This window comes from Betaproteobacteria bacterium (assembly GCA_016709965.1).
In the GTDB taxonomy this organism is placed as follows: Bacteria; Pseudomonadota; Gammaproteobacteria; order Burkholderiales; family Rhodocyclaceae; genus Azonexus; species Azonexus amarohabitans.
The window spans coordinates 168847-191777 of the sequence record JADJLT010000002.1; the positions used below are offsets into that span (position 1 = coordinate 168847).

Genomic DNA, 22931 nt, shown 5'->3' on the forward strand with positions numbered 1-22931 from the left:
GGTGATCCGCCTCAAGCATCTGGCCAAGGCCAGCCTCGTCACCGCGCTGCTTCTGGTGCTTTCAACCGGAAACACGGAGCAGCAATCAGACGTGCCGGCAGGCATGGGGGCTCGTGCCGATGTAGACCGCCCCAAGCCAACCTTCATGTTGCACGAGCGCGACAAGCGGGTACACGGCCTGAAACCATTTCAGGATCTGGTGGATCGCGCCGAATCCGGTTCGGTACTCAAGCCGCCGCCAGGCAATTACGCCGGGCCGGTCACCATCAACAAGCCACTGACTATCGATGGTGGCGGCCAAGTCACCATCGACGCCGGCGATAGAGGCACGGTGATGATTTTGAATACGAGCAATGCAGTGGTGCGCGGAGTGCACCTGACCGGTTCCGGCGACTCGCATGACACGGACGACTCCTGCCTCGACGTTCGCGGAGACCACAACACGCTCGAAAATATCGAGATGGACAACTGCCTGTTCGGCCTCGACCTCAAACAATCAAACAATAATGTGATTCGCGGCAACAGCATCCGCTCCAAGGATCGCGAACTCGGGGTTCGTGGTGATGGTCTGCGTCTTTGGTACAGCAACGACAATCTGATCGAGAACAATCGGATTATCGATTCACGAGACATGGTGGCCTGGTACTCGAACAAGAATACCTTCCGCCATAATCTGGGTCGGCGGAGTCGCTACTCGATCCACTTCATGTTCGCCAATGACAATGTGGTCGAGAACAACGAATTCTACGACAACGCGGTCGGCGTCTATTTCATGTACACCGAAGGCGGGGTTGTCCGCGACAACGTCATCTCGCACGCCACCGGTGCTACTGGTATGGGCATCGGTTTCAAGGAGTCTTCAGGCACGATCATTGAAAACAACGAGATCATTTATTGCGGTGTCGGCATCGGCTCCGACCTCTCGCCATTTCAGCCTGACAGCACCATCGAAATCCGCGGCAACCGCTTCGCGTATAACGGTGTCGGCATCCTGTTCAACAGCGAAACCGGTGGCAACCACATGCTCGATAATGTATTCGAGGGCAATCTGACTCAGGTGGCCTACGGCGGACATGGCGACAACAACAATAGCCCGAAGAATGTCTGGAGCGGAAACTACTGGGACGACTACCAGGGGTTCGACCGCAATGGCGACGGGATTGGCGACAAGACTCACGAGCTTTACGCCTATGCCGACCAGATCTGGATGGAAATGCCGGTGGCCCGCTTTTTCCGTAGTTCGCCGGTCATGGAACTCCTTGATTTTCTTGAACGCCTTGCCCCCTTCTCCACACCGGACCTGATCCTGCGCGATGAAAAGCCGCGCTTCATCAAACCTGAAAGAATGGCACGATCATGAGCGAGAGCAACAACGAGCCACCTCGCCAGGTGGCATCCGATCAAACGCCGGCCATCTCGATTGCCAAACGACAAACGGGCCGGCGCCGCGTCTTGCGAACAATACTGTTGACCGGCGGCGTACTCGGTGCGGCAATGTCCGGCTTCCTGCCTATCATCTATTCGCAGAAAAAGCGGCTGCGGCCACCCGGCGCGCTGGATGAAAAGGACTTTCTTGGCAGTTGCATCAAGTGCGGCCAGTGCGTTCAGGTTTGTCCTGTACAGGCGATCAAGCTGGCCGACCTGATCGATGGGGTTGGCGTCGGAACACCTTATATTGACCCGCGCAATCAGGCCTGCGATTTCTCCTGTGACGCCGTGCAATGCATTCTTGCCTGCCCCACTGGCTCGCTGACGTACCACAAACCGGATTTCCTTCCTGTTCGTGCCGGTGCCGCCCTGGCCACCAAGCCAATTTTGCTGGCCAAGGAGAACGACCCCGAGCCAACACTCAATCTCCATGAACGCATCGGCGTTGCCCGACTGACCCGCCCGGAAGCCTGCCTGGCCATTCAGGGCAAGGGTTTCAAAGGGCAAACTCGCGGCGCCGACTTCAAGGGGAGGATGCGCTACATGGCAGTCGACCGCTGGAAGCCGGTCAAGATTAGCAGCCACCCCTACGATGTGCCCGAATGCGATTTATGCGTCCGCGAATGTCCGGTCAAGGGTGCGATTTCCATTGAAACGGTGTTTGCTCCCGATGGCAGCAAGCGCAAATCACCGGTCGTTCATGAACCGTGTGTCGGTTGTGGCGTTTGTGAAATGGTCTGCCCGGTAGAACCTGGCTGCATTACTGTTGAAGCTGGCGAGGTCTGGAAAACATGAGCGCACTACTCAATCGGCGGTTTTTTGACCAGATCAAGGTGATGTTCGGTGCCGAGCCAACGAAGCCCAAGAAAATCAGCCCGGCTGCCCAGAAAATCCATTTCTACAAAAAGGGCAATCGTGACCTGATTGCCGAAAAACTCCACGCTCGCGCCCATGCCCAACACAAGAACACCTGGCGCAACCGGCGTTGGGCAACGCTCATTTTCGCCAATCTGCTGTTCACCCTGTCATTCTTCCTCGACATCCAGATTCTTGAAGGCGCACTCACCGCCTCGCGCTTCGTCGGCTTTCATCTGATCGACCTGAATTCGGCACTGCAGGTCATGCTGGCCCACAAGCACATCATCAACAACCTGCTGATTGGTACCGGCACAGTCCTGGTTCTTTGGGCACTGCTCGGAGGCCGTACCTTCTGCTCCTGGGTTTGCCCCTATCATTTACTCGCTGAATGGGCCGAAAAAATCCACTTGTTCCTGGCCAAAAAGAAGCTGGTAACCGACCAGACAATGGATCGCCGCCTGCGTACCGTTTTCTGGATCGTCTTTGCCCTGCTTGCCCTGGCAACGGGCTATACGGTTTATGAGGCCATCTCGCCGACCGGCATTCTTTCCCGCGCCCTGATCTACGGACCGGGCCTGGCACTCCTCTGGGTTCTGGCGCTGCTCTTTTTCGAAGTCTTCTTCTCGCGTCGCGCCTGGTGTCGCTACGCCTGCCCGATCGGTTTGACTTATGGCGTCGTCGGTATCGTTTCGCCGGTACGCATCATCTACAAACTGGATGGATGCTTCCATGAAGGCGACTGCCGCAAGGTCTGCCTGGTGCCGCATGTGCTGGATACCGTGATCAAGGGCCGGGCGGTCGAGACCGAGGTGCCCATAGGCCCCGACTGCACGCGCTGCGGATTGTGTGTTGACACCTGCCCGACTGGATCACTGAGCTTCGAGGTCAAGGGGCTGTCAAAGCTCGCCTGATTTTTGATCCGGATTTTGACCCAGGTTCAAAGTTGATGGCAGTGCCCGACTCTATAATTGCTTCCATGATCAAATTTACGAACGTTGTAAAAGACTTTCGCCGGGCGCGAGTCCTTGATGGAATCAATCTGGACATTGGCATCGGTGAACGCGTCGCACTGATCGGATCGAACGGCGCCGGCAAGACCACCTTGATTCGCTGCCTGCTTGGCGAATACACCTACGGTGGCGAGGTGGCCATCAACGGTCTGGACCCGCGCAGTAACCGGACACAGGTACTCGGCAACATCGGCTTCGTACCGCAACTACCGCCACCACTGAAAATGCCGGTGGGTCAATTGATCGATTTCTCTGCCTCACTTTGTGGCACCGATCCGCTGCGTATCCACGCCATTGCAAAACGACTCGGCCTGGCCATTGAAGAAATTCTCTCGCGCCAGTTTGTACGCCTCTCCGGCGGCATGAAACAGAAACTGCTAATTGCCATTGCCCTCGGTCGCGAAGCCAAGGTATTGGTCATGGACGAACCGGCGGCAAATCTCGACCCGGAAGCGCGCAAAATATTCTTCGACCTGTTGGCCGAGCGTCTTGACGATGCCACGATGATCATCTCCAGCCACCGTCTCGATGAAGTCTCGGCCCTGGTCAATCGCGTCATCGAAATGGACATGGGCAAAGTCGTCCTTGACGACAAAGTGGCCGATGCAGTCACGCTGACTGCGAAGCTGGCCTGCCGCATCGTGCTCAGTCGCTTCGAACCGGCTTTCGCCAAAGCACTGAATGGCTGGCAGTTCTCCAGCAGCGACGACAATCGCATCTGGGAAGGCGAGATTGCTGGGCCGGATCGCCTGCGTTTTCTCGGCATTGTCTCCCGCTACACGGCGCTGGTCAGCGATCTGTCGCTGGCTGAAATTCGGTCCTGATATGTGCGACACCCATCGCCGCCAGTTTCTCGGTCGCCTCGGTATCGGCGGGCTGCTAATGACGCCGCTTGCCGCCGCCCTTTCGGGTTGCAGCAAGAAGAACTGGCCGGAAGGCATGCTCGAGATCAAATGGGACCGCGACACCTGCGCACGGTGCAGCATGGTCATTTCGGACCGTCGATTCGCTTGTCAGCTCCGTGGCGGCCCCGACAATACTGTTTTCAAGTTCGACGACCCCGGCTGCCTTGCTTTCTGGCTCAAGGAAAAGACTGATAAGTATCCGTGGATGGCCGATGCCACGACGCGTATCTGGATCGCTGACTTCAATAGCAAAGGCCGCGAGGAAATGACTTGGCTCGAACCCAAACGCGCCCAGTTCATCACCAAGACCTCGCCGATGGGCTACAACTTTGCTGCCGTCGCCATGCCGATGCCCGGCAGCCTCGATTTCACCGACATGCGCCAGCACATTCTGGCCAAGGGCAAGTGAACCTTGAAACCTCAATTGACCGCCTATCAATCCCTGGCCAGCAGCACGAAATGCACTTCGTAACAATTCACCCGTTGTGGAGCAGCGCTACGCGACCGCTGGCGCATCTGGTCGGGCGTCCGGCTTTGTCGCTCCTTCTTGCAGGCATAAGCCTGCCGCGTCGTCGCTTCGCGCCGGCCATCCCGCCCAAACGCACCAACAGCCGCGCCCAACTAAGGATTCAAGGTTAAATGAAACAACTGTGGCTCACCGCCAAGCTCGATATCGTCGAATCCCTGCGCGCCCGCTGGTTCCAGATCTACACGCTGGTCTTCGGCGGCATTGTCGCGTTGCTCTTCGTATTTGGCCTGACCGAATCGCGCGTGCTCGGCTTTATCGGCCTGTCGCGCCTGCTCGTTACCTATATCCAGCTAACCATGGCCATCCTGCCGATCTTCGTGCTGATCACCACGGTTCGTTCGGTCGCCGGTGACCGCGAGGCTGGCGTCTTCGAATATCTGCTCTCTCTGCCGGTGTCGCTCTCCGCATGGTTCTGGGGCAAGATTGTCGGTCGCTATATTGTGGTCTTTGCGCCAGTTTTCCTGGCCATGCTCGGCGCCGTGACCTGGGCGACCATTCAGGGCATTGAAGTACCCTGGGACATGTTCGGTTATTACACCGCCCTGCTCGCCGTGATGGCCATGTGCTTCCTCGGCATCGGCATGCTGATCTCCGCCATCGCCCGCACGACAGATATGGCGCAGGGCGCCGCCTTCATGGTCTGGTTGTTCCTGCTGCTCTTCCTCGACCTGATTCTGCTCGGTGTCATGATCCAGGGCAAGGTTGCACCAGAATTGGCTGTCACGCTGGCCCTGGCCAACCCACTGCAGGTCTTTCGCACTGCCGCGCTGGCCCTCTTCGACCCGCAACTGATTGTCCTCGGCCCTTCTGCCTACGTCATCCTCGATCTGTTTGGCACCACCGGCTACAAGATTTTCGCGCTGGCCTATCCGGCAACGCTTGGCATCGTCAGTGCTACCATCGGCTACTTCATCTTTCGCCGTGGTGACCTGCCTTGAAGACGCTGTTTGCACTTTTCATTTTCGGCCTTTTTCCCGGGTTGACCGTAGCAGAGGATATTTCCTCCGCCCCGCTGTTTGCCGTCACGCTCAACGATCTCGACGACATGCCAGTCGCTCTGGAGCGTTACAAAGGCAAACCGCTGGTGGTCAATTTCTGGGCGCGCTGGTGCGGGCCCTGCCGTGCCGAAATCCCCGAACTGATCAAGTTCCGCGCTGCCCAAAAAGGCAAAATCGAAGTACTCGGCATCGGTATCGAAGACAAGGCGGAACCAGCCAAGGATTTCGCCAAGGCCTACGAGATGAACTACCCCGTCTTTGTTGCCAAGGAAAAAGGCTTTCCATTGATGCAAGCCCTAGGCAACACCAAGGGTGTACTCCCCTACACCCTGTTCATCGACCGCAATGGCCGGGTGATCCAGACAAAAATGGGCATTGTGAAAGCAGCCGATCTTGAGGCTGTTCAGGAAGCATTACTGAAAAAATAGGCGCCAGGTGACCTGGGTCACAGACCCGTCATGGTTGAGCCGATAAAGTCTTGAGAACTGACCCCAGCCAGAAGCCGGGGGTTACCGAACCACAAACAGGACTGAGGAGAGACCATGAAATTCAAGCCACTCGTATCCACGCTTATTCTTGCCGGCCTTGCGCTGGGCACGACCGCCAGCCATGCCGACGGGCTGAAATTCTTCCCCGGCCTGCAATCCGGCTTCAAGTTCGACCCCAGCCTGGCCGTCTCGGTTGGCGTCATGGGCGCACCCTCCGCCAACAGCGATTCGATGTTTGTTTACGGTCTCGACTTCAACATGAACTGCGGCCTGATTCAAACCCCGGACAACCGCATCCGTACCCATGTGCAGATCAACCATGTCGATGAATCCGGCATGAAATCGACATCCTTCGAGCTCTCACCGCGCTACACCCTGCCCATTGGCAACGGCTACTCAGTTGGCGCCGGCCCGGTACTCGCGCTGGTCATGGCCGACAACGGCCGTACCGACAAAAACCTGTTCGGCTACGGCGCAGTGGTCGGCGCCAACTACCATAAAGGCATGTACTACTCGGGCCTCGACCTGCGTTATCTGAACACCACCGAACGCGATAACGTCAGCTTCGAAAACTGGGCACTGCTCGCCAAGGTCGGCATCAACTTCTGATCCACCGGCCAATAAGGCCAGATGCATTCTGAGCTTGGATAGCGGGAGATTCGCAGCAAAATCAAGCTCGCGACCCAGCTTGGAATTGGCATCTCATATGCAACACGATCTTAATTCCAATGCTTGGAATTAAGATCGCAAGTTGTTACCGGCTTTGAACTGGAAATGACCTCTAACAAGCGTATAGACGAGCGCAGATCCACTCAGTAACCCTCACTCAGCGCCTATCGATTGAATGACAATAGCGTACCGTTTGCTGCAATAGCCAGCTTTGTAAAACGGACGCTGAGGAACGTCGTCATAACCCGCAAAGAAAAAGCGGAGTAGCACCCGCTTTATGTTTGCCCATGTTAATGAAATTGCCAAGTTTTCGATTTACGCCGTGAGAAAGCGAGACCGGCAATACCGATACCAACGAGAGAAAGAGAGATTGGCTCCGGCACGGAAGCGGCGTAATTGCCCTGCAAGGCATCGATGTCGGCTGAAACTAGAGTGCTGGTGTTGGTAAGACGAACGTACGCAACGGGGTCGACAAATGCGCCGAAGTCGATCTGATTGTTCGTAGCACTGAACTCGCCAAGTAACGTAAAGGTAATATCGTCGGAACTGACCTCAACATTAAAAGTTTCGTTCGCGGACGACGCAATTTCAAATATAACCAGATCAACGCCCGCGCCATTTCCCAAGGCCGTATCGAACTTAACAGTAAACGATCCCAGTTGTGCCGGTGGATCAAATGTGGAACCCAAGAAAAGGCCACCGCCATCTGGCGCGCCAGTGACAATTCCACTGCCAAACGCTGTAACGTTGCTCGAGGTCACGAGTGACGTAGCGTATATCGGGGCTGCCAATGCCTGGTTTGCTCCAAAAGCTGCGAAAGACAGCACTGCGACTGAAAGGGCTTTTTTAATCATGTCACATCTCCGAATATGTAATGAAGATTGCAATCAAGAACGTAAGTAGAATCAAGCAATATTCAATCCATATATAAAAATCAATAGTTTGCAATAACCACTTGCTCCATTTGTAAAATATTCCGACGCAGACCTAATATCGACCTAACGTGTTTACACGGCCCCTATGGCCCATATAACAATTGATACTGACGAACCTGGAAATTGCGCTTTTAGTTCATATGATTCAATAACTTGGGGCTTTGGCTATCTGTATAACAACTCCAAAATCCCATAATTTTTGAAAATTCACGCTAGGGTGAGGCAAAAAACAGTGAGTGGCTACTTGGGGGATGCCCCCCCAAAACAGCCGCTCTTGGCCGCCGAGGGCCAGCCATTGGCGCTGAACTCTGCTCGTCGAAATACCTTTTGTACTCAGTAGGCAGCTAAGATCATCAACATTTCAGCGTCATCGCTGACGGCAAGCGCGGCACTGGTCACAATTGGCTAAACAGGGTTAAACCACGTAGCGCACACAACGAGCCGTTCGAATTCCGTGTCACCCAAACTTGGTTTGCACAATCCACAGGAATTTCAGGACGTTCCTGGAAGCAAGTTTTTAAGCCTGGAATACATATCGCCAAAACAAGCATACGGGGAAGGTTTTGGCCTTTCTCGTTTTTCACTTTTGGTCAATTTTTCCGGTTGACCGTGGCAACTGCTATTTGATGGTGTCCAGAAACTTCTGGCGCGCTTGTGCCAGTTCTGCCTGCCCGCTTGCGCCAACCAGTCGCTTGCTGATCTCGTAAAAGCGCTCGAACGCCGTGCGTACCCGCACCGCTTCCAGCCGGCCCTTGATCGGCGCCTTGCTCTCGGCAACCGGCTCTTCCAGCGCACACAAAGTTGCATAGCGCGGGATGATGCGCTGTCTGCCGGTCTCTGACGAAGCTGTCATCGGGCCGGTTTTCACATAAGTCACGCCCTCGTATTCGAAGCGGGCGCCCATCGCCAAATGCTGCAGTTTCATCGATCTTGCCCGGATATTGTCTGACGGGTCCAAGCATCTCCGATGCCGCCATTTTTAACAAGCACCGAGGTCTGCTTCAGCATGGCTGGCGGCCTTCAATGATGGCGGCCACTTCAAGCCCGCTGCTATTGCCAGCCGCCCGCAAGCCCTCGACGACGCCGGCCTGATTGTTCGCCGGCTGGTTCTGGCTCATCTTCCATTTTCCGCTAAGCCGAACAATTTCAATCTCGATCCCGACCACTGCCGCCACCATCTTGTCGATGTACGCCGGGGGTGCATCAGCAAGCTGCCAAGGCGCGGGCTGCCCCGCTTCGTTATGGACAGTCAGCGCGTCAAGATGCGCACGCAACCAGGATGCATCGTCAATCACGCGAAGCCGGCCGCTGGCATGGGCCACGGCATAGTTCCAGGTAGGCACGGCCTTTCCGGTCTCGGCCTTGGTCGGATACCACGTTGGGCTGATGTAGGCGTCTGGCCCGTGAAAAATCGCCAGCACGTCCACGTCCGTAACGTAGTCGCGCCACAACGAATTGGCTCGTGCAACGTGCCCGCGCAAGATGCCCATGGGCGAAGTATCCACCGACAGGTGGAGCGGCAGATGATTGGCGTTCAGACCACCGGATGACAGCGTAACCAGCGTCGCCAGCGGCCGGGCGCGTATCAATTGATGCAGAACATCAACGTCCGGTTCAGCAAAGTGTTTGGGGATGTACATGACGCTTTCGCGTGGCAGTAAAGGATGACCAAGTGTCGCCGAATCTGCCGGGAACGCCAACACTCGCTGCACAACTCGGACAGCAGGGGCGGCGGGAAGGCGCACCTGCCGGCGCGCCCGCCCGGATCGTTTTCAGAACACGTCGTCGCCGATCCAGGCCAGCGCCGCGTCGCCAGCCATCACCGTTTCGGCGTAGGCGCCGGCTTGCGGCAGCATCTGGTCGGCGTAGAAGCGGGCCGTGGCGATCTTGGCCCGATAGAACGCCTGGTCGCCCTCTGCCTTGTCCAGATAACCGGCCGCAGCAAGGGCCGCCTTGCCCATGAACCAGCCGCCGCAAACGGTCACGGCCAGATGCAGGTAAGGCACGGCTGCGGTCAACACGCCGGAAAGACCCGTTTTGGCATTCGCCGCCAGCCATTCCGTGGCCGCTGTCCACTCCTTGAGGGCGGTGCCCAGACGCTGGCCGATGGATTGCAACTCGGGCTTGCCGGAAGCGCCGAGCGCCTTGGCGGTGGCATGTACCTCACCGAAGACGAGCTTGGCGGTGGCGCCCTGATCGCGCATCAGCTTGCGGAACAGCAGGTCGTTGGCCTGGATGCCGGTGGTGCCTTCGTAGATGGTGGTAATGCGTGAGTCGCGCCAATGCTGCGCGGCACCGGTTTCTTCGATGAAACCCATACCACCGTAGATCTGAATACCCAGCGAAGTGACCTCGATGCCCATTTCGGTGCCGCCGCCCTTGACGATGGGGATCATGAATTCAGCGAGGTAGAGATGGCGCTTCTTCTCTTCGGGATCGGTCGCCGCATGCACACGATCGAGCAGGCCCGAGGCATAGTAAGCCAAGGCGCGGCAGGCTTCGACGCGACATTTCATCAGCATCAGCATGCGGCGAATGTCCGGATGATGGTCGATCGTGACCAGCGCCTCGCCGGTCAGCGCATCGCGGCCCTGCTTGCGTTCGCGGGAGAAGGCCAAGGCCTGCTGGTAGGCGCGTTCACCAAGTGCGATGCCCTGCAAACCGACGCCAAGACGGGCTTCGTTCATCATGATGAACATGTACTCCAGACCGCGATTGGCTTCGCCGAGCAGGTAGCCAACGGCCCCGCCCTTGTCGCCATAGGCCATCACGCAGGTCGGGCTGCCGTGGATGCCGAGCTTGTGTTCGATAGACACACAGTACGCGTCATTGCGTGCCCCGAGCGAACCGTCGGCATTGACCATGTACTTCGGCACCAGGAACATCGAGATCCCCTTCACCCCGGCCGGTGCATCCGGCAGGCGGGCGAGAACGAGGTGGACGATGTTGTCCGTCATGTCGTGGTCGCCATAGGTGATGAAAATCTTCTGGCCGAACACCTTGTAGCTGCCATCGGCCTGTGGTTCGGCGCGAGAGCGGATCAGGGCAAGATCAGAGCCGGCCTGCGGCTCGGTCAGGTTCATCGTGCCGGTCCATTCGCCGGTGATCATCTTTTCGAGGTAGATCGCCTTCAACTCGTCGCTGGCACAGGTCAGCAGTGCCTCGACGGCGCCGGTAGTGAGCAAGGGGCCGAGCGAAAAAGACAGGTTGGCCGAGCAGACCATTTCCTTGACGGCGACACCCAAGGTGTCCGGCAGGCCCTGACCGCCAAACTCGACGGGCAACACAATGCCGTTCCAACCGGCCTCGCAAAATGCCTTGTAGGCTTCCTTCCAGCCCGGCGGCGTGGTCACGCCATCGTCTGTCATCCGGCAACCTTGCTTGTCGCCCACCCTGTTCAGTGGCGCCAGCACTTCACCGGTAAATCGGGCCGCTTCATCGAGAATGGCATCGGCCACATCGGGCGTCGCCTCTTCGTAGGCGGCCATCTGGCTCAGTTCCTTGAATCCGGCCAGTTCGTCCATAACGAAACGCATGTCTTTGACGGGCGCGCGGTAGTCGCTCATTTTTCGGTCTCCTCGTTATTATTTCAGAATGGATTGCTGCACAACGCTGCCTTGGCGGCGCGGTATTCCTGCTTCAGGCGAGCCACCAGTTCGGCGGTCGGCCACACGTCGTCGATCATGCCGACACCCTGCCCGGCGCCCCAGATGTCTTTCCAGGCCTTGGCCGCGGTGGCACCCCCGAAGTTCATCGAGGTCTTGTCCTTCTCGGGCAGATTGGCCGGATCGAGGCCGGCGGCAAGGATGCTTTTTTTCAGGTAGTTACCATGCACCCCGGTGAAATACGGGGTGTAGACGACATCGGCCGCCGCCGAATCGACGATGGCCTGCTTGTAGGCTTCGCCCGCATTGGCTTCACGGGTCGCAATGAAACGCGTCCCGATATAGGCGAGATCGGCGCCCATGGCCTGTGCCGAAAGAATCGCCGCACCGTTGGTGATTGCCCCGGAAAGAATGATCGGCCCGTCGTAGAACTTGCGAATTTCGCCGACCAGCGCAAAGGGGCTGAGCATGCCGGCATGGCCACCGGCCCCGGCGCACACCAGGATCAGGCCATCAACACCGGCTTCAAGCGCCTTTTCGGCATGGCGAACGCTGATCACGTCGTGGAAGACCTTGCCACCGTAGGCATGGACGGGCGGGACGATGGCGGTGGGCGCCGACAGGCTGGTGATGATCAGCGGCACTTCGTGCTGGATGCACAGCGCCATGTCATGTTCCAGCCGTTCATTGGAGGGGTGGATGATCTGGTTGACGGCAAATGGCGCAGCCTTGGAGTCAGCCGCCAGTTCGGCTTTGATGCGGGACAGCCACTCATCCAGCGCCTCCTTCGGCCGGGCATTCAGCGCCGGAAATGAGCCGATCACGCCGCTCTTGCACTGGGCAATGACCAGATCGGGATTGGAGACGATGAACATCGGCGCACAGAGGACAGGCAGCGTCAGATTCTTGTTCAGTGAAGCCGGAATGGCCATTACGCCCCCTCTTTCAATGCGCGACGAAGAATCTTGCCGACGTTGGTACGCGGCAGGTCATCGCGGAATTCGACATGTTTCGGAATCTTGTAACCAGTGAGCAGGCCGCGGCAGTGATCGATCAGCATGCGCTCGGTGACTTTCGGGTCCTTGCGAACCACGAAGATTTTTACCGCCTCGCCGGAATGCTCGTCGGGTACGCCGATGGCGGCGACATCCATGACGCCCGGATGCATGGCCACCGCCTCTTCGACTTCGTTCGGATAGACGTTGAAGCCGGAGACCAGAATCATGTCCTTCTTGCGGTCAACCAGAAAAACGAAGCCTTTTTTGTCGACATAACCCATGTCGCCCGTGCGCAGGAAGCGATCCGGATAAAACACCAGATCGGTTTCATCCTGCCGCTGCCAGTAACCTTTCATGACCTGCGGGCCACGAATGCAGATTTCGCCCACCTGCGTAATGGGTACCTCGAGCCCGTCATCGTCGCGGATCGAGACCTCCGTCGACGATATCGGCAGGCCGATGGAGCCATTGAACTCGCCCATATCGAGCGGATTGATGGTCGCTGCCGGCGATGTTTCGGTCAGGCCGTAGGCCTGCAACAGGGTGGAACCGGTCACCTGCCGCCATTTGTCGGCCACCGGTCCCTGTACCGCCATGCCACCGCCCAGCGTGACGCGCATGGTCGAAAAATCAAGCTTGGCAAAATCGGGATCGTTGAGCAACGCATTAAACAAGGTATTAACCCCCGTCACCACCGTCACCGGGTATTTGCCCCACTCCCTGACAAAGCCGGGGATGTCACGCGGATTGGCGATCAGCAGGTTGCGGGCACCAATCATCATGAAGGTCAGGCAGTTCGCGGTCAGGGCGAAGATGTGATAAAGCGGCAAGGCAGTGATGATGAACTCTTGTCCGTCGCGCAGCACCGGCTTGATCCAGCTGTAGGCCTGGATCACATTCGATGCGATGTTGGCATGAGTCAGCATCGCCCCCTTTGAAATCCCGGTCGTGCCACCGGTGTATTGCAGGAAGGCAATGTCGTCCCGGGTCAGTGGCACCGGCGTCCAGCCATGGCGGCGGCCGGTTGCCAGCGCCTGCTTGAAGCCAAGGGCGCCAGACAACGACCACGCTGGTACCAGTTTCTTGATGTGGCGCACGATAAAATTGACGACTACCCCCTTGAGGCCGAGCATTTCACCCATCGGCGTGACGATGATGTCCTTGATCGCGGTACGACTCACTACCTGCTGCAGCGTATGAGCAAAGTTTTCGACGATGACGATGGCCGTCGCGCCGGAATCTTTCAGCTGGTGCTCCAGCTCGCGCGGTGTGTAAAGCGGGTTGCAATTGACCACCACGCAACCGGCGCGCAAGGTGCCAAACAGCGTGACCGGGTATTGCAGCAAGTTCGGCATCATCAACGCAACACGCTCGCCCTTCTGGTAGCCCCGGGCCTGCAACCAGCCGGCAAAGGCCTTGCTCTCCGCATCGAGTTGCCGATAGGTCATCTCCTTGCCCATGCTGATGTAGGCAACCTTGTCGGCGTACTGCGTGCACGCCGTTTCGAACAGCGCGACGAGCGACGGGATATGATCGATGTCGATCACCGCCGGCACGCCATTTGGATAGCTTTGTAGCCAGATCTTTTCCATTTTTTGTCTCCTCCAGCTATGACCGCACTAACTGCCGAGCAGTGCCTTCTTCAGCGAGGCATCTGCCGGCTTGTCGCCCAACCAGACCTTGAGCAGGGCTTTTGCGAAGCCCGCTCCGGCCACCTTGCCCCGCACCTCCCCGTTCAGGCTGACGGCAATACCGTCTGCCGAGAAATCGATGGCGATGGTATCGCCTTCCCTGGCTTTGCCGATAGCCTTCATAATGCCGGCCAATTGGTCGGCCAGGGGTTTCATCAGGGCCAGTTCGGTGGGCGTGTGATTGCTCTTCAGCCCATCGTCGAGGGACTCGTTGAGCGATTGCGCATCAAGGTCACGCAGCAGGCGCATCACGATACGGCGCGGCTGCGGACTGTCGTAGATCGCCGCCGGGGTCGTCGCCTTCTGGCCAACATAGAGGGCGCCGACATACACCTTGATGAAAAACTTGCTACGCAGGCCGGCACCATTGAGTAGCAGCTCACTGCTGCCGACCTGGATTTTGTCGTCCACTTTCACACCTGCCACCTCGGCGGCATGCAAGCCCGGAACAGTCAGCAGTACAGCAATCAGCGCCGTGCGCCGCACACTTGTCGATGTCATCATTACTTGTCTCCTCCACCGCTCTTTTGTCGGTAGTAAGTTTTGTCGGCGATATACACCGTACGCTCAACCACGGTATGCACGATACCTTGCTTGTCTTTCAATTCGACCAGATAAGTCCGCTCAAGCTCCATGTTATTCGCCAGCTCGGCCCTGATCTCTGCCAGTTCTGCATCATCCAGGACGAAATCGGCATACAGCGTTGAAAACCCGGGCTTGCGGTAGCGAATGCTCGCCGCCTTGTCCCAGATAATGTAATCGTCACCCAGCGCAGCCATCAGCATCATCGGATGCGCCCCGTCGGTGATGGCAAACAGCGAACCACCGTACAGCGACCCGACGATATTCTTTGTCTTCCAGTTCAGCGACAGACGAATCCGGATGTGACGCAAGTCCTTCGCCACATGCGTCACCCGCCCACCCGTGCCGCGAAAGGCCGGATGAAAATTGAACCCCAAACGCACCATGCGCGCCCGCCAGGCGGGAGAAAGTTTGGCCAGCCAGGCGGGTTTCATGATTTCAATTTTGGCCGATTTTTCCGGTTGACCGCAGCATGCTCAAATGCGCTCGATAATGCCGGCCGCCCCCATGCCGGTGCCGATGCACATCGTCACCATGCCGTATTTGCCGCCGGTGCGCTGCAAACCGTGCACCACGGTCGCCATGCGGATGGCGCCGGTGGCCCCGAGCGGGTGGCCGAGTGCAATGGCGCCACCCAGCGGATTCACCTTGTCCGGGTTGATGCCGAGCTCCTGCATCACTGCCAGCGACTGGGCAGCAAAGGCTTCGTTGAGCTCGATCCAGTCCAGCTGATCCTGCGTGATGCCAACCTGTGCCAGCACCTTGGGAATCGCGGCAATCGGGCCAATGCCCATGATCTCGGGCGCCACGCCGGCCACTGCGTACCCGGCGAAGCGGGCCAGCGGGGTCAGATTGTGTTCCTTGAGCACCTTTTCCGAGACCAGCATGACAGCTGCGGCACCGTCCGACATCTGCGATGAATTACCCGCCGTCACCGAACCGCGGACATTGAAAACCGGCTTCAGTTTGGCCAGCTTATCGAGGGCGGAATCGGGGCGCGGACCTTCATCGGTATCGGCCATGTATTCGCGCAGCCGAATCTCGCCGGAGGCCAGATCGGGCAGACTTTCGCGCACGGTGTAGGGCGAAATCTCAGCCTTGAAATGACCGGCGGCAATCGCCGCACAGGCCCGGCGGTGCGACTCGACCGCGAAGGCATCCTGCGCCTCGCGGCTGATCTTCCACTGCTTCGCCACCGTCTCGGCGGTCAGGCCCATACCGTAGGCGATGGCAACATTGTCGTCGGTGAAGAACGCCGGGTTCATCGCCATCTTGTTGCCCAGCATTTGCGGCATCACGCTCATCGACTCGGTACCGGCGGCGATCATCACGTCAGCCAGGCCCAGACGAATCTGGTTGGCGGCATCGGCCACCGCCTGCACGCCTGAAGAGCAGAATCGGTTGATGGTCATGCCCGGCACGGTGTTTGGCAGCCCGGCCAGCAACAGGCCGATGCGGGCGACATTCATGCCCTGCTCCGCTTCCGGCATGGCGCAACCGACGATGACATCGCCAATGCGGGCCGGATCGATGCCCGGCACCTGGCCGACGACCGAGCGGATCACGTGGGCCAGCATGTCATCCGGCCGTACGTTCTTGAACATGCCGTTCTTCTTGGCCACCGGCAGACGGGTGGCGGCGACGATGTAGGCGTCTTGAATCTGTTTGCTCATTTTTCTTTGTCTCCTCGGAGAGCTGGATTCCGTGTCGGCGCTGCGCCAGAACGCGAAGCCGGCGCGCAGACAGTACGATTAGTACGGCGAGCGGCGGCGACAAAGTTATGGCGCGGCGAGGACATGGAATTAGTTGCGCAGCGGCTTGCCGGTATCGAGCATGTGCTTGATCCGGGCCTGGGTTTCGGGTGTCTTCAGCAGCTCGACAAACAGCCGGCGCTCGACGGTGATCAGCCATTCCTCATCAACCAGACTGCCGGTCTCGACCTCGCCGCCACACAGCGCGATGGCAGCCGCCTTGGCCACCTTGTAGTCGTGGGCGGAAATCATGCCGCCCTCCTTCATATTGACCAACATCATCTCGAAATTGGCGATGCCGGTCTTGCCCGCCACCGGGATGCCGCGCGCCATGGTCGGTGGCGCGTAACCGGCCTCGGCCATGGCGCGGGCTTCCGTGATGGCGACGAACAGCAGTTCGTTGGCGTTGAACAGGATGGTGTCCGTGGGCCTGGCGAAACCGAACTCGACCGCTTCAAAGGCGCTCTTGGCGACCTTGGCCATGGCGATGGTCTGGAACACCGGCTGCAGGAAATTGAACACCTCGCCCGGCGTCGCCGACTGCGCTGCCCATTCGGCCGCACGCACGGCAAATTCCTTGCAGCCACCACCGGCCGGGATCAGCCCGACGCCGGCTTCAACGAGGCCGACGTAGCTTTCCAGCGCCATCACCCGCTTGCCGGCATGCATGACGAATTCACAACCGCCGCCGAGGGCCATACCCTGCACTGCGGCAACCACCGGCACCTGCGCATACTTCAAGGTCTGCGAGGCGCGCTGGAATTTCTCGACGGTCTTTTCGAGCATTTCGAACTGGCCGGCGGCAATGGCTTCGGATACCTGAGCCAGATTGGCACCCACGGCGAACGGTGCTTCATGCCAGATCACCACGCCATCGAGCGTCGTTTCTGCTTGACGCACGGCGGCGATGACCCCATCCAGCACTTCATCGCCGATCGTGTGCATCTTCGATTTTATGGAAATAACGCCAATTTTCCGGTCGACCGCGGGAAGCACCCAAAGGCGCACCCCGTCGTTTTCGTAGAGCGTTTCGCCAGATTTTTCCGGGGTGGCACCGGCTTCGCCCAGCACGCGCTCGGGGAACAGCTGGCGCTGATAGACCGGCAGTGTCGACCGGGCCACATAGGCATTCTTGCTAGCAGAGTACGAACCTTCAGCCGCATGTACGCCGGTTCGCCCGACTTCCAGCGCCCAGGCCGGCAGCGGCGTGGCGCTCATGGCCTTGCCGGCGGCGATATCGGCGGCAATCGCTTGCGCGATGTCGCCCCAACCGGCCGCTTGCCAGGTTTCAAACGGACCCTGCGCCCAGCCGAAGCCCCAGCGCATGGCGAAATCGAGGTCGCGGGCGTTGTCGGCCACGTTCTCCAGCTGAACCGCTGCGTAATGGAAAATATCGCGGAAGATGGCCCACAGGAACTGCGCCTGCGGATGCGACGAAGCACACAATGCAGCAAACTTTTCCGCCGGATTCTTCATCTTCAGGATGGCGCCGACTTCTTCAGCAATCTCGCCGGCCGAGACACGGTAATCCTGCGCGGCCAGATCGAGCACCTGGATTTCCTTGCCCTGCTTGCGGAAAATGCCGCAGCGGGTCTTCTGGCCCAGCGCGCCCTGCGCGATCAGTGCCTGCAGCCAGGCCGGATTGGTGAAATAGGCGTGCCACGGATCATTCGGCAACGTGTCCTTCATCGTATTAACGACGTGGGCCAGCGTATCCAGGCCGACCACATCGGCAGTGCGATAGGTGGCGCTCTTCGGACGGCCGATCTTGGGGCCGGTCAGCGCATCGACTTCATCAAAGCCCAGGCCGAAAGCCTGGGTGTGATGCATGACGGCGAGAATGGAAAACACGCCAATCCGGTTGGCGACGAAGTTCGGCGTATCCAGCGCCCGGATGACGCCCTTGCCGAGGCGTGAGGTCAGCCAGGTCTCCAGCGCGTCCAGCGTGCTGGCGTCGGTACTCTGCGTGCCGATAATCTCGACCAGATGCATATAGCGCGGCGGATTGAAGAAGTGAATGCCGCAGAAGCGCGGGCGAACGTCTGCCGGCAGCCCCTGCGCCAGCGCGTTCATCGACAGGCCGGAGGTATTGGACGCAACGATGGTCCGCGCGCCGAGATGCGGTGCAATCTTTGCATAGAGATCGTTCTTCCAGTCCATGCGCTCGGCGATGGCCTCGATGACCAGATCGCACTCGGCGAGCAGCGGCAGGTGCTCGTCGTAGTTGGCGGCGTCGATGAATTTCAGCTTGCCCTTGCCGGCCAGCGGGGCCGGGTCCAGTTTCTTGAGGCCGTCGAGGGCCTTCTTCACGATACCGTTCTTGTCGCCCTCCTTGGCCGGCAGGTCAAACAGCACGACCGGCACGTTGGCATTGGCGAGGTGCGCGGCAATCTGCGCCCCCATCACGCCGGCGCCGAGAACGGCCGCTTTTTTCACGATCAACTTGTTCAATTGCATCTCCTTTTTGTCTGTTTTTTTCCGTTTCGAAAAACTAAAACGAACGTTTGAATTATAGACGTGGTGCACTCAGGGTCAACTTCTTTTTGTCTCTCAGTCAAGATTCGATAAAGTAACGAGAAACAACCCCACAAAAATAACCTTGTCCCTCCCCAACGACGAACCGTTGCGTGACGCGCTGATCCGCGAAGCCTTTCACCATGGCAGGGGCGGCATACCCATGACGTTGATCGCCATTGCCGCGATCGCGTGGATTCACTGGTTCAGCAGGGATGCACTCATCCACCTTCCCTGGCTGATCAGTGCCGTGACCATCGTTGTCGGACGAGGCATCATCATTGCCTACGTCCTCCGGCACACCGAACGGCTAAGTATTCGCCTGCGCGAGCGTCTTTTCAACATCCCGCTGGTGCTTAACTCGCTGCTGTGGGCCGCTTTGCCTTATTTGATCTTTCCGCAGGCATCCGAACCCGAACAATTCGTCATTGTCTGCATCATGGCAGGGCTGGCAGGGGGTGCAGCTACCGTCCTGTCGCCAGTCAAATGGCCTGCCCGCTTTTATCTGTTCTGCGTGCTGGTGCCTGGCTCCATCCTGCTCGAATCCAGTTTGGCTGCGCCCGTTATCCGTTCGCTGGGTCTCTGCTTTTTTGTCGTCATGCTGATCAGCCATGCCAACGCACGAAGACTGCTGCTTGAGGCCAACCTGAAGCGTTTTGAAAACCAGCAACTTCTCGACGACGTTCAAAAAAAGCGCAGCGAAGTCGAACAGCTCAATGTTGACTTGAGAAAGGCCGAAGCGGCCCTGCGCGAACAAAATACCCATCTTGAGCGCGAAATAGCGTTTCGCACGGAGCGCAATCGTCTCGCCTATTCGGTTATCCAGAACACCGCCGAGGGGATCATGGTGACCGACCCGAACGGCCTCATCATTGAGGTCAATCCGGCATTCTCCCGAATCACCGGCTATGCCGTTGCCGATGTGCTCGGCCAGCCGGCCAACCTGCTACTTTCCGAAAAACAGGATCGCCAGCATTACGATCACCTTAAACAACAGTTGCTCAGCGAAGGCAAATGGGAAGGGGAAATGTGGAGCCGGCGGCAAGATGGCGGCGTTTTTCTTGAACGACGCAGTATCGATGCAGTGCGGGACGCCGACGGCACGACTACCCACTACGTCTCCGTCTTCAATGACATCACCGAAGATTTTCACAAGGACGAACAACTCAGGCATATGGCCTGTCATGACCCACTGACCGGACTGGCCAATCGCAGCCTGCTGCATGAGCATTTGCGGATGGCGATTACCCGTGCCCTGCGCAACACGAGTCTGGTGGGCGTTCTTTTCCTCGATCTGGATCAGTTCAAATCAATCAACGACACGCTGGGTCATGAAGTCGGCGACTTGCTGCTTAAGGAAGTTGCCAACCGCCTTCTGGGCTGTATTCGAGCCAGCGACACGCTGGCAAGACTGGGCGGTGACGAATTCGTCGTCTTGATGAACGTCATTGCTGACGAGGACGACTGTGCCCTGCTCGCCAGAAAGTTGCGGCGGGCGCTTGAAACACCCATCGAGCTTTCGGGGGCCAGTCTTTACGTCAATACGTCGATCGGGATTTCCATTTATCCGAAGGACGGCACCACCATCGACGAATTGATGAAAAATGCCGACATGGCACTTTATGCTGCCAAGGCGGCCGGCAAAAACCGTTTCAATTACTTTCATGCGGCCATGTCGGAACAAGCCAATGCCCGCCGTGAGCTTGAAACCGCTTTACGCAAGGCACTGGCGAACAATGAACTGTCCCTGCACTACCAACCCAAGATCGATGCAGTCAATGGATCGCCCACCGGTTTCGAAGGACTCGTTCGCTGGGAACGGTCAGGCCATGGATTTGTGCGCCCGGATCTCTTCATTCCGGTCGCCGAGGAATCCGGCCTGATTGAAGCACTCGGCGAGTCGGTGATCGACCAGGCTTGCCGGCAGATGGCCGAATGGCATCAGGCCGGTTACGGATGGCAGAACGTTGCGGTCAACGTATCTGCCCGACAGCTGATCCATCAGGACCTGGCCGGGAAAATCCGCAACGCCATCCAGCGCCACGGCTTGCCACGGGGTTTTCTGGAAATCGAGGTGACCGAAAGCGTCCTTATGTCCATGCCGGAAAAAACCCTGCCCCTGCTCAGCGAGATTCGAAACATGGGTATCCGAATCGCCATCGACGATTTCGGCACCGGCCACTCCAGCCTGGCCTATTTGCGGCATATGCCGATCGATATCATGAAGATTGACCGCGCCTTCGTTCACGAAGCCGAGAAGAATCCGACCTCACAGGCCATCATCCAGACCATCGTTTCGCTCAGTCGCCTGCTTAACCTGACCGTGGTCGCCGAAGGGGTTGAATCGAGTGAGCAGGCCGAGATGTTGCGCGAGGCAGGCTGTGACCAATTGCAAGGCTATTACTTTGCACGACCGGTGGGTGCCGCCGGCATCGCCGAGCGATGGCTGGGCCAGGCAGGATAAGCGGCAGCTCTAACCCCAAGCTGCATAAATTACGTCGGTCAAACCGCACAAATGCGGACGACACCCCTTCCTGCGGTCAACCGGAAATTTTGCCGGAATTCAAAAAAATCCCCGGACGCGCCGGGGATTTGAGCACTTGTGCAAGACGGGGTCAGAAGGACATCGACGCCTGAGCGCCAAAGATCCAGGCGCTGTCCTGATAAGTTCCAACAACACGGCCGCGGGCTGGCGGTTGATTGTTGTCAATCGTCGTATCCTTGACGTACAGGTAGGTGCCACCGACATCCAGCGTCAGTGCTTTGGATGGCTTCCATTGCGCGCCAAGGCTGAACCAGGTGCGATCATTGTCCGGCAGCGATACCAGTCGCGTCGTCGGCCCCTTGACCGGCGTCTGGTCGTAAGCCACCCCGCCCTTCAGCATCCACTCGTTGTTGAGTTTGTAGTTGGCCCCCAGCGCGAAACGCCAGGTATCCCTGAAGTCGGTGTCGAGGGTTTGGGCGATCGTGCCTATCCCTGCGCCCGATGCCCGCATGATGTCCACCTTCGGAATGCTGCTCCAGCCCGTCCGCGAGACATCTGCCAGCAATTCGACGCGATCCGTCAACTTGTGAGTCGCACTCAGAATGAACACATCCGGTAGCGTGATATCCGCCTTGGCGTCCGAGCTACCGGCAGCCAGCGGCCCGGTAATGTCGATTTTGCCGCTGGTGTGATATTTCACTTCGGATCGGTACGACACGCCGACCTTGGTTTGCGGCGTCAGCGTAAATAGTGCACCAATGTTCCAGCCCCAGGAGTTGTCATCGAGCGTCAGCGTCAACGGTGACTGTGAACCGGCCAGACTGATCGCCGCCGCGCGCTTGTAAGTTGCCTCCAGGCGCTGCCAGTTCAGGCCTCCGCCCACTGAGACAAAGTCGTTGATCCGATAGGCCACCGATGGGTTGAGGTTGTAGGTCTTGACATCGAATTCACGCGATTGGGCGGCGCCAACCCAGCGATCGTCGTAATGCGTCTTGAGGCCAAACGGGGCGCCGACACCAAGACCGACATACAGGTCCTTGGTCAGCCCCCACGACAGATAGCCATTGGGAATGACGCCTACATTACCGCCGTCGCCGCCATTTCCGGTTCCGGCGAAGGCACCCGCGGTGGAGCCTTGGTCAGAAAACTGGAAGCTCGTCCCGACAACCGACAGCCCCCCGGAAACTTCGATATGCTGTAGTTGAGTCATGCCGGCCGGGTTGTAGAAAATGGTGCTCGCATTGTCGGCAACCGCCGCCGAGCCAGCATAGGCATTACCAATTCCGCTGGCGTTTTGTTCGAGCAGCTGGAACCCGGCTGCTGCGGCACTTCCTGAAAACGCGATGGTAATCAGCGCCGGCATCAGGCGCAGAGTGGACTTGTTCATGGTTTTGTCTCCTGTTTTGTTATATCGGGAAATATCTTCCCGGGATTGCTGCTTCGGTAAAATCAAACACCAACACTTCGAATACAAATTGCATCTTT

General features: G+C 58.2%; 21 protein-coding genes. 9 read left to right on the top strand and 12 right to left on the bottom strand.

Annotated features, from left to right (window positions below):
• Window position 1 precedes the first annotated feature (1 nt).
• The 5 genes from nosD (at window position 2) to IPJ12_12250 (ending at window position 4610) form a co-directional block, all read left to right on the top strand.
• Entirely contained in the window at window positions 2–1360 is a 1359-nt protein-coding gene (gene nosD / locus IPJ12_12230) for a nitrous oxide reductase family maturation protein NosD (protein ID MBK7647909.1), read from the top strand.
• Window positions 1357–2223: a 4Fe-4S dicluster domain-containing protein gene (locus tag IPJ12_12235; GenBank protein ID MBK7647910.1), complete on the top strand. Its 867-nt coding sequence runs from the start codon at window positions 1357–1359 to the stop codon at window positions 2221–2223. The genes nosD and IPJ12_12235 overlap by 4 nt, the downstream gene beginning before the upstream one ends.
• Window positions 2220–3197 carry a NapH/MauN family ferredoxin-type protein gene (locus IPJ12_12240; protein ID MBK7647911.1) on the top strand — a complete coding sequence of 326 codons (978 nt, stop codon included), beginning with the start codon at window positions 2220–2222 and terminating at the stop codon, window positions 3195–3197. The genes IPJ12_12235 and IPJ12_12240 overlap by 4 nt, the downstream gene beginning before the upstream one ends.
• A 65-nt stretch (window positions 3198–3262) precedes the next feature.
• On the top strand, window positions 3263–4120 hold the full coding sequence (locus IPJ12_12245; GenBank protein ID MBK7647912.1) for an ABC transporter ATP-binding protein: 858 nt from the start codon (window positions 3263–3265) through the stop codon (window positions 4118–4120).
• A 1-nt stretch (window position 4121) separates the two neighbouring features.
• Window positions 4122–4610: a hypothetical protein gene (locus tag IPJ12_12250; GenBank protein ID MBK7647913.1), complete on the top strand. Its 489-nt coding sequence runs from the start codon at window positions 4122–4124 to the stop codon at window positions 4608–4610.
• Between the two features lie 26 nt (window positions 4611–4636).
• Here the strand turns inward: IPJ12_12250 and IPJ12_12255 are convergent, their stop codons facing one another.
• Window positions 4637–4822, bottom strand: coding sequence for a hypothetical protein (locus IPJ12_12255; protein ID MBK7647914.1), 186 nt, complete (start codon window positions 4820–4822; stop codon window positions 4637–4639).
• An 18-nt stretch (window positions 4823–4840) separates the two neighbouring features.
• On the opposite strand from IPJ12_12255, the gene IPJ12_12260 reads away from it, so the two are divergent.
• The 3 genes from IPJ12_12260 (at window position 4841) to IPJ12_12270 (ending at window position 6825) form a co-directional block, all read left to right on the top strand.
• Window positions 4841–5668: an ABC transporter permease subunit gene (locus tag IPJ12_12260; protein MBK7647915.1), complete on the top strand. Its 828-nt coding sequence runs from the start codon at window positions 4841–4843 to the stop codon at window positions 5666–5668.
• Complete coding sequence (locus tag IPJ12_12265; GenBank protein MBK7647916.1) at window positions 5665–6156, top strand: TlpA family protein disulfide reductase; 492 nt, start codon at window positions 5665–5667, stop codon at window positions 6154–6156. Before IPJ12_12260 ends, IPJ12_12265 begins: the two co-directional genes overlap by 4 nt.
• Before the next feature lie 114 nt (window positions 6157–6270).
• A complete protein-coding gene (locus IPJ12_12270) occupies window positions 6271–6825 on the top strand; it encodes a hypothetical protein (GenBank protein MBK7647917.1) in 555 nt (184 codons plus the stop codon).
• A 350-nt stretch (window positions 6826–7175) separates the two neighbouring features.
• On the opposite strand, the gene IPJ12_12275 is transcribed toward IPJ12_12270, so the two are convergent.
• The 10 genes from IPJ12_12275 to IPJ12_12320 form a co-directional block, all read right to left on the bottom strand.
• Window positions 7176–7739 carry a PEP-CTERM sorting domain-containing protein gene (locus IPJ12_12275; protein MBK7647918.1) on the bottom strand — a complete coding sequence of 188 codons (564 nt, stop codon included), beginning with the start codon at window positions 7737–7739 and terminating at the stop codon, window positions 7176–7178.
• 700 nt (window positions 7740–8439) lie between these two features.
• The gene (locus IPJ12_12280; GenBank protein ID MBK7647919.1) at window positions 8440–8745 is read right to left on the bottom strand and encodes a hypothetical protein; all 306 of its coding nucleotides are present in this window, start codon (window positions 8743–8745) and stop codon (window positions 8440–8442) included.
• A gap of 76 nt (window positions 8746–8821) precedes the next feature.
• On the bottom strand, window positions 8822–9460 hold the full coding sequence (locus IPJ12_12285; protein MBK7647920.1) for an FMN-binding negative transcriptional regulator: 639 nt from the start codon (window positions 9458–9460) through the stop codon (window positions 8822–8824).
• A 132-nt stretch (window positions 9461–9592) separates the two neighbouring features.
• A complete protein-coding gene (locus tag IPJ12_12290) occupies window positions 9593–11386 on the bottom strand; it encodes an acyl-CoA dehydrogenase C-terminal domain-containing protein (GenBank protein MBK7647921.1) in 1794 nt (597 codons plus the stop codon).
• 23 nt (window positions 11387–11409) lie between these two features.
• The gene (locus IPJ12_12295; GenBank protein MBK7647922.1) at window positions 11410–12357 is read right to left on the bottom strand and encodes a nitronate monooxygenase; all 948 of its coding nucleotides are present in this window, start codon (window positions 12355–12357) and stop codon (window positions 11410–11412) included.
• Entirely contained in the window at window positions 12357–14015 is a 1659-nt protein-coding gene (locus tag IPJ12_12300; GenBank protein MBK7647923.1) for a long-chain-fatty-acid--CoA ligase, read from the bottom strand. Before IPJ12_12300 ends, IPJ12_12295 begins: the two co-directional genes overlap by 1 nt.
• A gap of 27 nt (window positions 14016–14042) precedes the next feature.
• Complete coding sequence (locus IPJ12_12305) at window positions 14043–14618, bottom strand: chalcone isomerase family protein (protein MBK7647924.1); 576 nt, start codon at window positions 14616–14618, stop codon at window positions 14043–14045.
• Window positions 14618–15130 carry a DUF4442 domain-containing protein gene (locus tag IPJ12_12310; protein MBK7647925.1) on the bottom strand — a complete coding sequence of 171 codons (513 nt, stop codon included), beginning with the start codon at window positions 15128–15130 and terminating at the stop codon, window positions 14618–14620. Before IPJ12_12310 ends, IPJ12_12305 begins: the two co-directional genes overlap by 1 nt.
• 42 nt (window positions 15131–15172) lie before the next feature.
• Entirely contained in the window at window positions 15173–16369 is a 1197-nt protein-coding gene (locus IPJ12_12315; protein MBK7647926.1) for an acetyl-CoA C-acyltransferase, read from the bottom strand.
• Between the two features lie 129 nt (window positions 16370–16498).
• Window positions 16499–18898 carry a 3-hydroxyacyl-CoA dehydrogenase/enoyl-CoA hydratase family protein gene (locus tag IPJ12_12320; protein MBK7647927.1) on the bottom strand — a complete coding sequence of 800 codons (2400 nt, stop codon included), beginning with the start codon at window positions 18896–18898 and terminating at the stop codon, window positions 16499–16501.
• A 148-nt stretch (window positions 18899–19046) separates the two neighbouring features.
• Here IPJ12_12320 and IPJ12_12325 point away from each other — a divergent pair, with 148 nt between their 5' ends.
• The gene (locus tag IPJ12_12325) at window positions 19047–21425 is read left to right on the top strand and encodes an EAL domain-containing protein (protein ID MBK7647928.1); all 2379 of its coding nucleotides are present in this window, start codon (window positions 19047–19049) and stop codon (window positions 21423–21425) included.
• Between the two features lie 151 nt (window positions 21426–21576).
• Here IPJ12_12325 and IPJ12_12330 read toward each other — a convergent pair whose 3' ends face one another.
• The gene (locus IPJ12_12330) at window positions 21577–22833 is read right to left on the bottom strand and encodes an outer membrane protein transport protein (protein ID MBK7647929.1); all 1257 of its coding nucleotides are present in this window, start codon (window positions 22831–22833) and stop codon (window positions 21577–21579) included.
• Window positions 22834–22931: the final 98 nt, after the last annotated feature.

Coding starts and splice junctions, on each gene's coding strand:
- IPJ12_12250 (MBK7647913.1), top strand. CDS start 4,122: ATGTGCGACACCCATCGCCGCCAGTTTCTCGGTCGCCTCGGTATCGGC.
- IPJ12_12235 (MBK7647910.1), top strand. CDS start 1,357: ATGAGCGAGAGCAACAACGAGCCACCTCGCCAGGTGGCATCCGATCAA.
- IPJ12_12270 (MBK7647917.1), top strand. CDS start 6,271: ATGAAATTCAAGCCACTCGTATCCACGCTTATTCTTGCCGGCCTTGCG.
- IPJ12_12290 (MBK7647921.1), bottom strand. CDS start 11,386: ATGAGCGACTACCGCGCGCCCGTCAAAGACATGCGTTTCGTTATGGAC.
- IPJ12_12275 (MBK7647918.1), bottom strand. CDS start 7,739: ATGATTAAAAAAGCCCTTTCAGTCGCAGTGCTGTCTTTCGCAGCTTTT.
- IPJ12_12260 (MBK7647915.1), top strand. CDS start 4,841: ATGAAACAACTGTGGCTCACCGCCAAGCTCGATATCGTCGAATCCCTG.
- IPJ12_12285 (MBK7647920.1), bottom strand. CDS start 9,460: ATGTACATCCCCAAACACTTTGCTGAACCGGACGTTGATGTTCTGCAT.
- IPJ12_12240 (MBK7647911.1), top strand. CDS start 2,220: ATGAGCGCACTACTCAATCGGCGGTTTTTTGACCAGATCAAGGTGATG.
- IPJ12_12310 (MBK7647925.1), bottom strand. CDS start 15,130: ATGAAACCCGCCTGGCTGGCCAAACTTTCTCCCGCCTGGCGGGCGCGC.
- IPJ12_12300 (MBK7647923.1), bottom strand. CDS start 14,015: ATGGAAAAGATCTGGCTACAAAGCTATCCAAATGGCGTGCCGGCGGTG.
- IPJ12_12330 (MBK7647929.1), bottom strand. CDS start 22,833: ATGAACAAGTCCACTCTGCGCCTGATGCCGGCGCTGATTACCATCGCG.
- IPJ12_12315 (MBK7647926.1), bottom strand. CDS start 16,369: ATGAGCAAACAGATTCAAGACGCCTACATCGTCGCCGCCACCCGTCTG.
- IPJ12_12280 (MBK7647919.1), bottom strand. CDS start 8,745: ATGAAACTGCAGCATTTGGCGATGGGCGCCCGCTTCGAATACGAGGGC.
- IPJ12_12305 (MBK7647924.1), bottom strand. CDS start 14,618: ATGATGACATCGACAAGTGTGCGGCGCACGGCGCTGATTGCTGTACTG.
- IPJ12_12295 (MBK7647922.1), bottom strand. CDS start 12,357: ATGGCCATTCCGGCTTCACTGAACAAGAATCTGACGCTGCCTGTCCTC.
- IPJ12_12245 (MBK7647912.1), top strand. CDS start 3,263: ATGATCAAATTTACGAACGTTGTAAAAGACTTTCGCCGGGCGCGAGTC.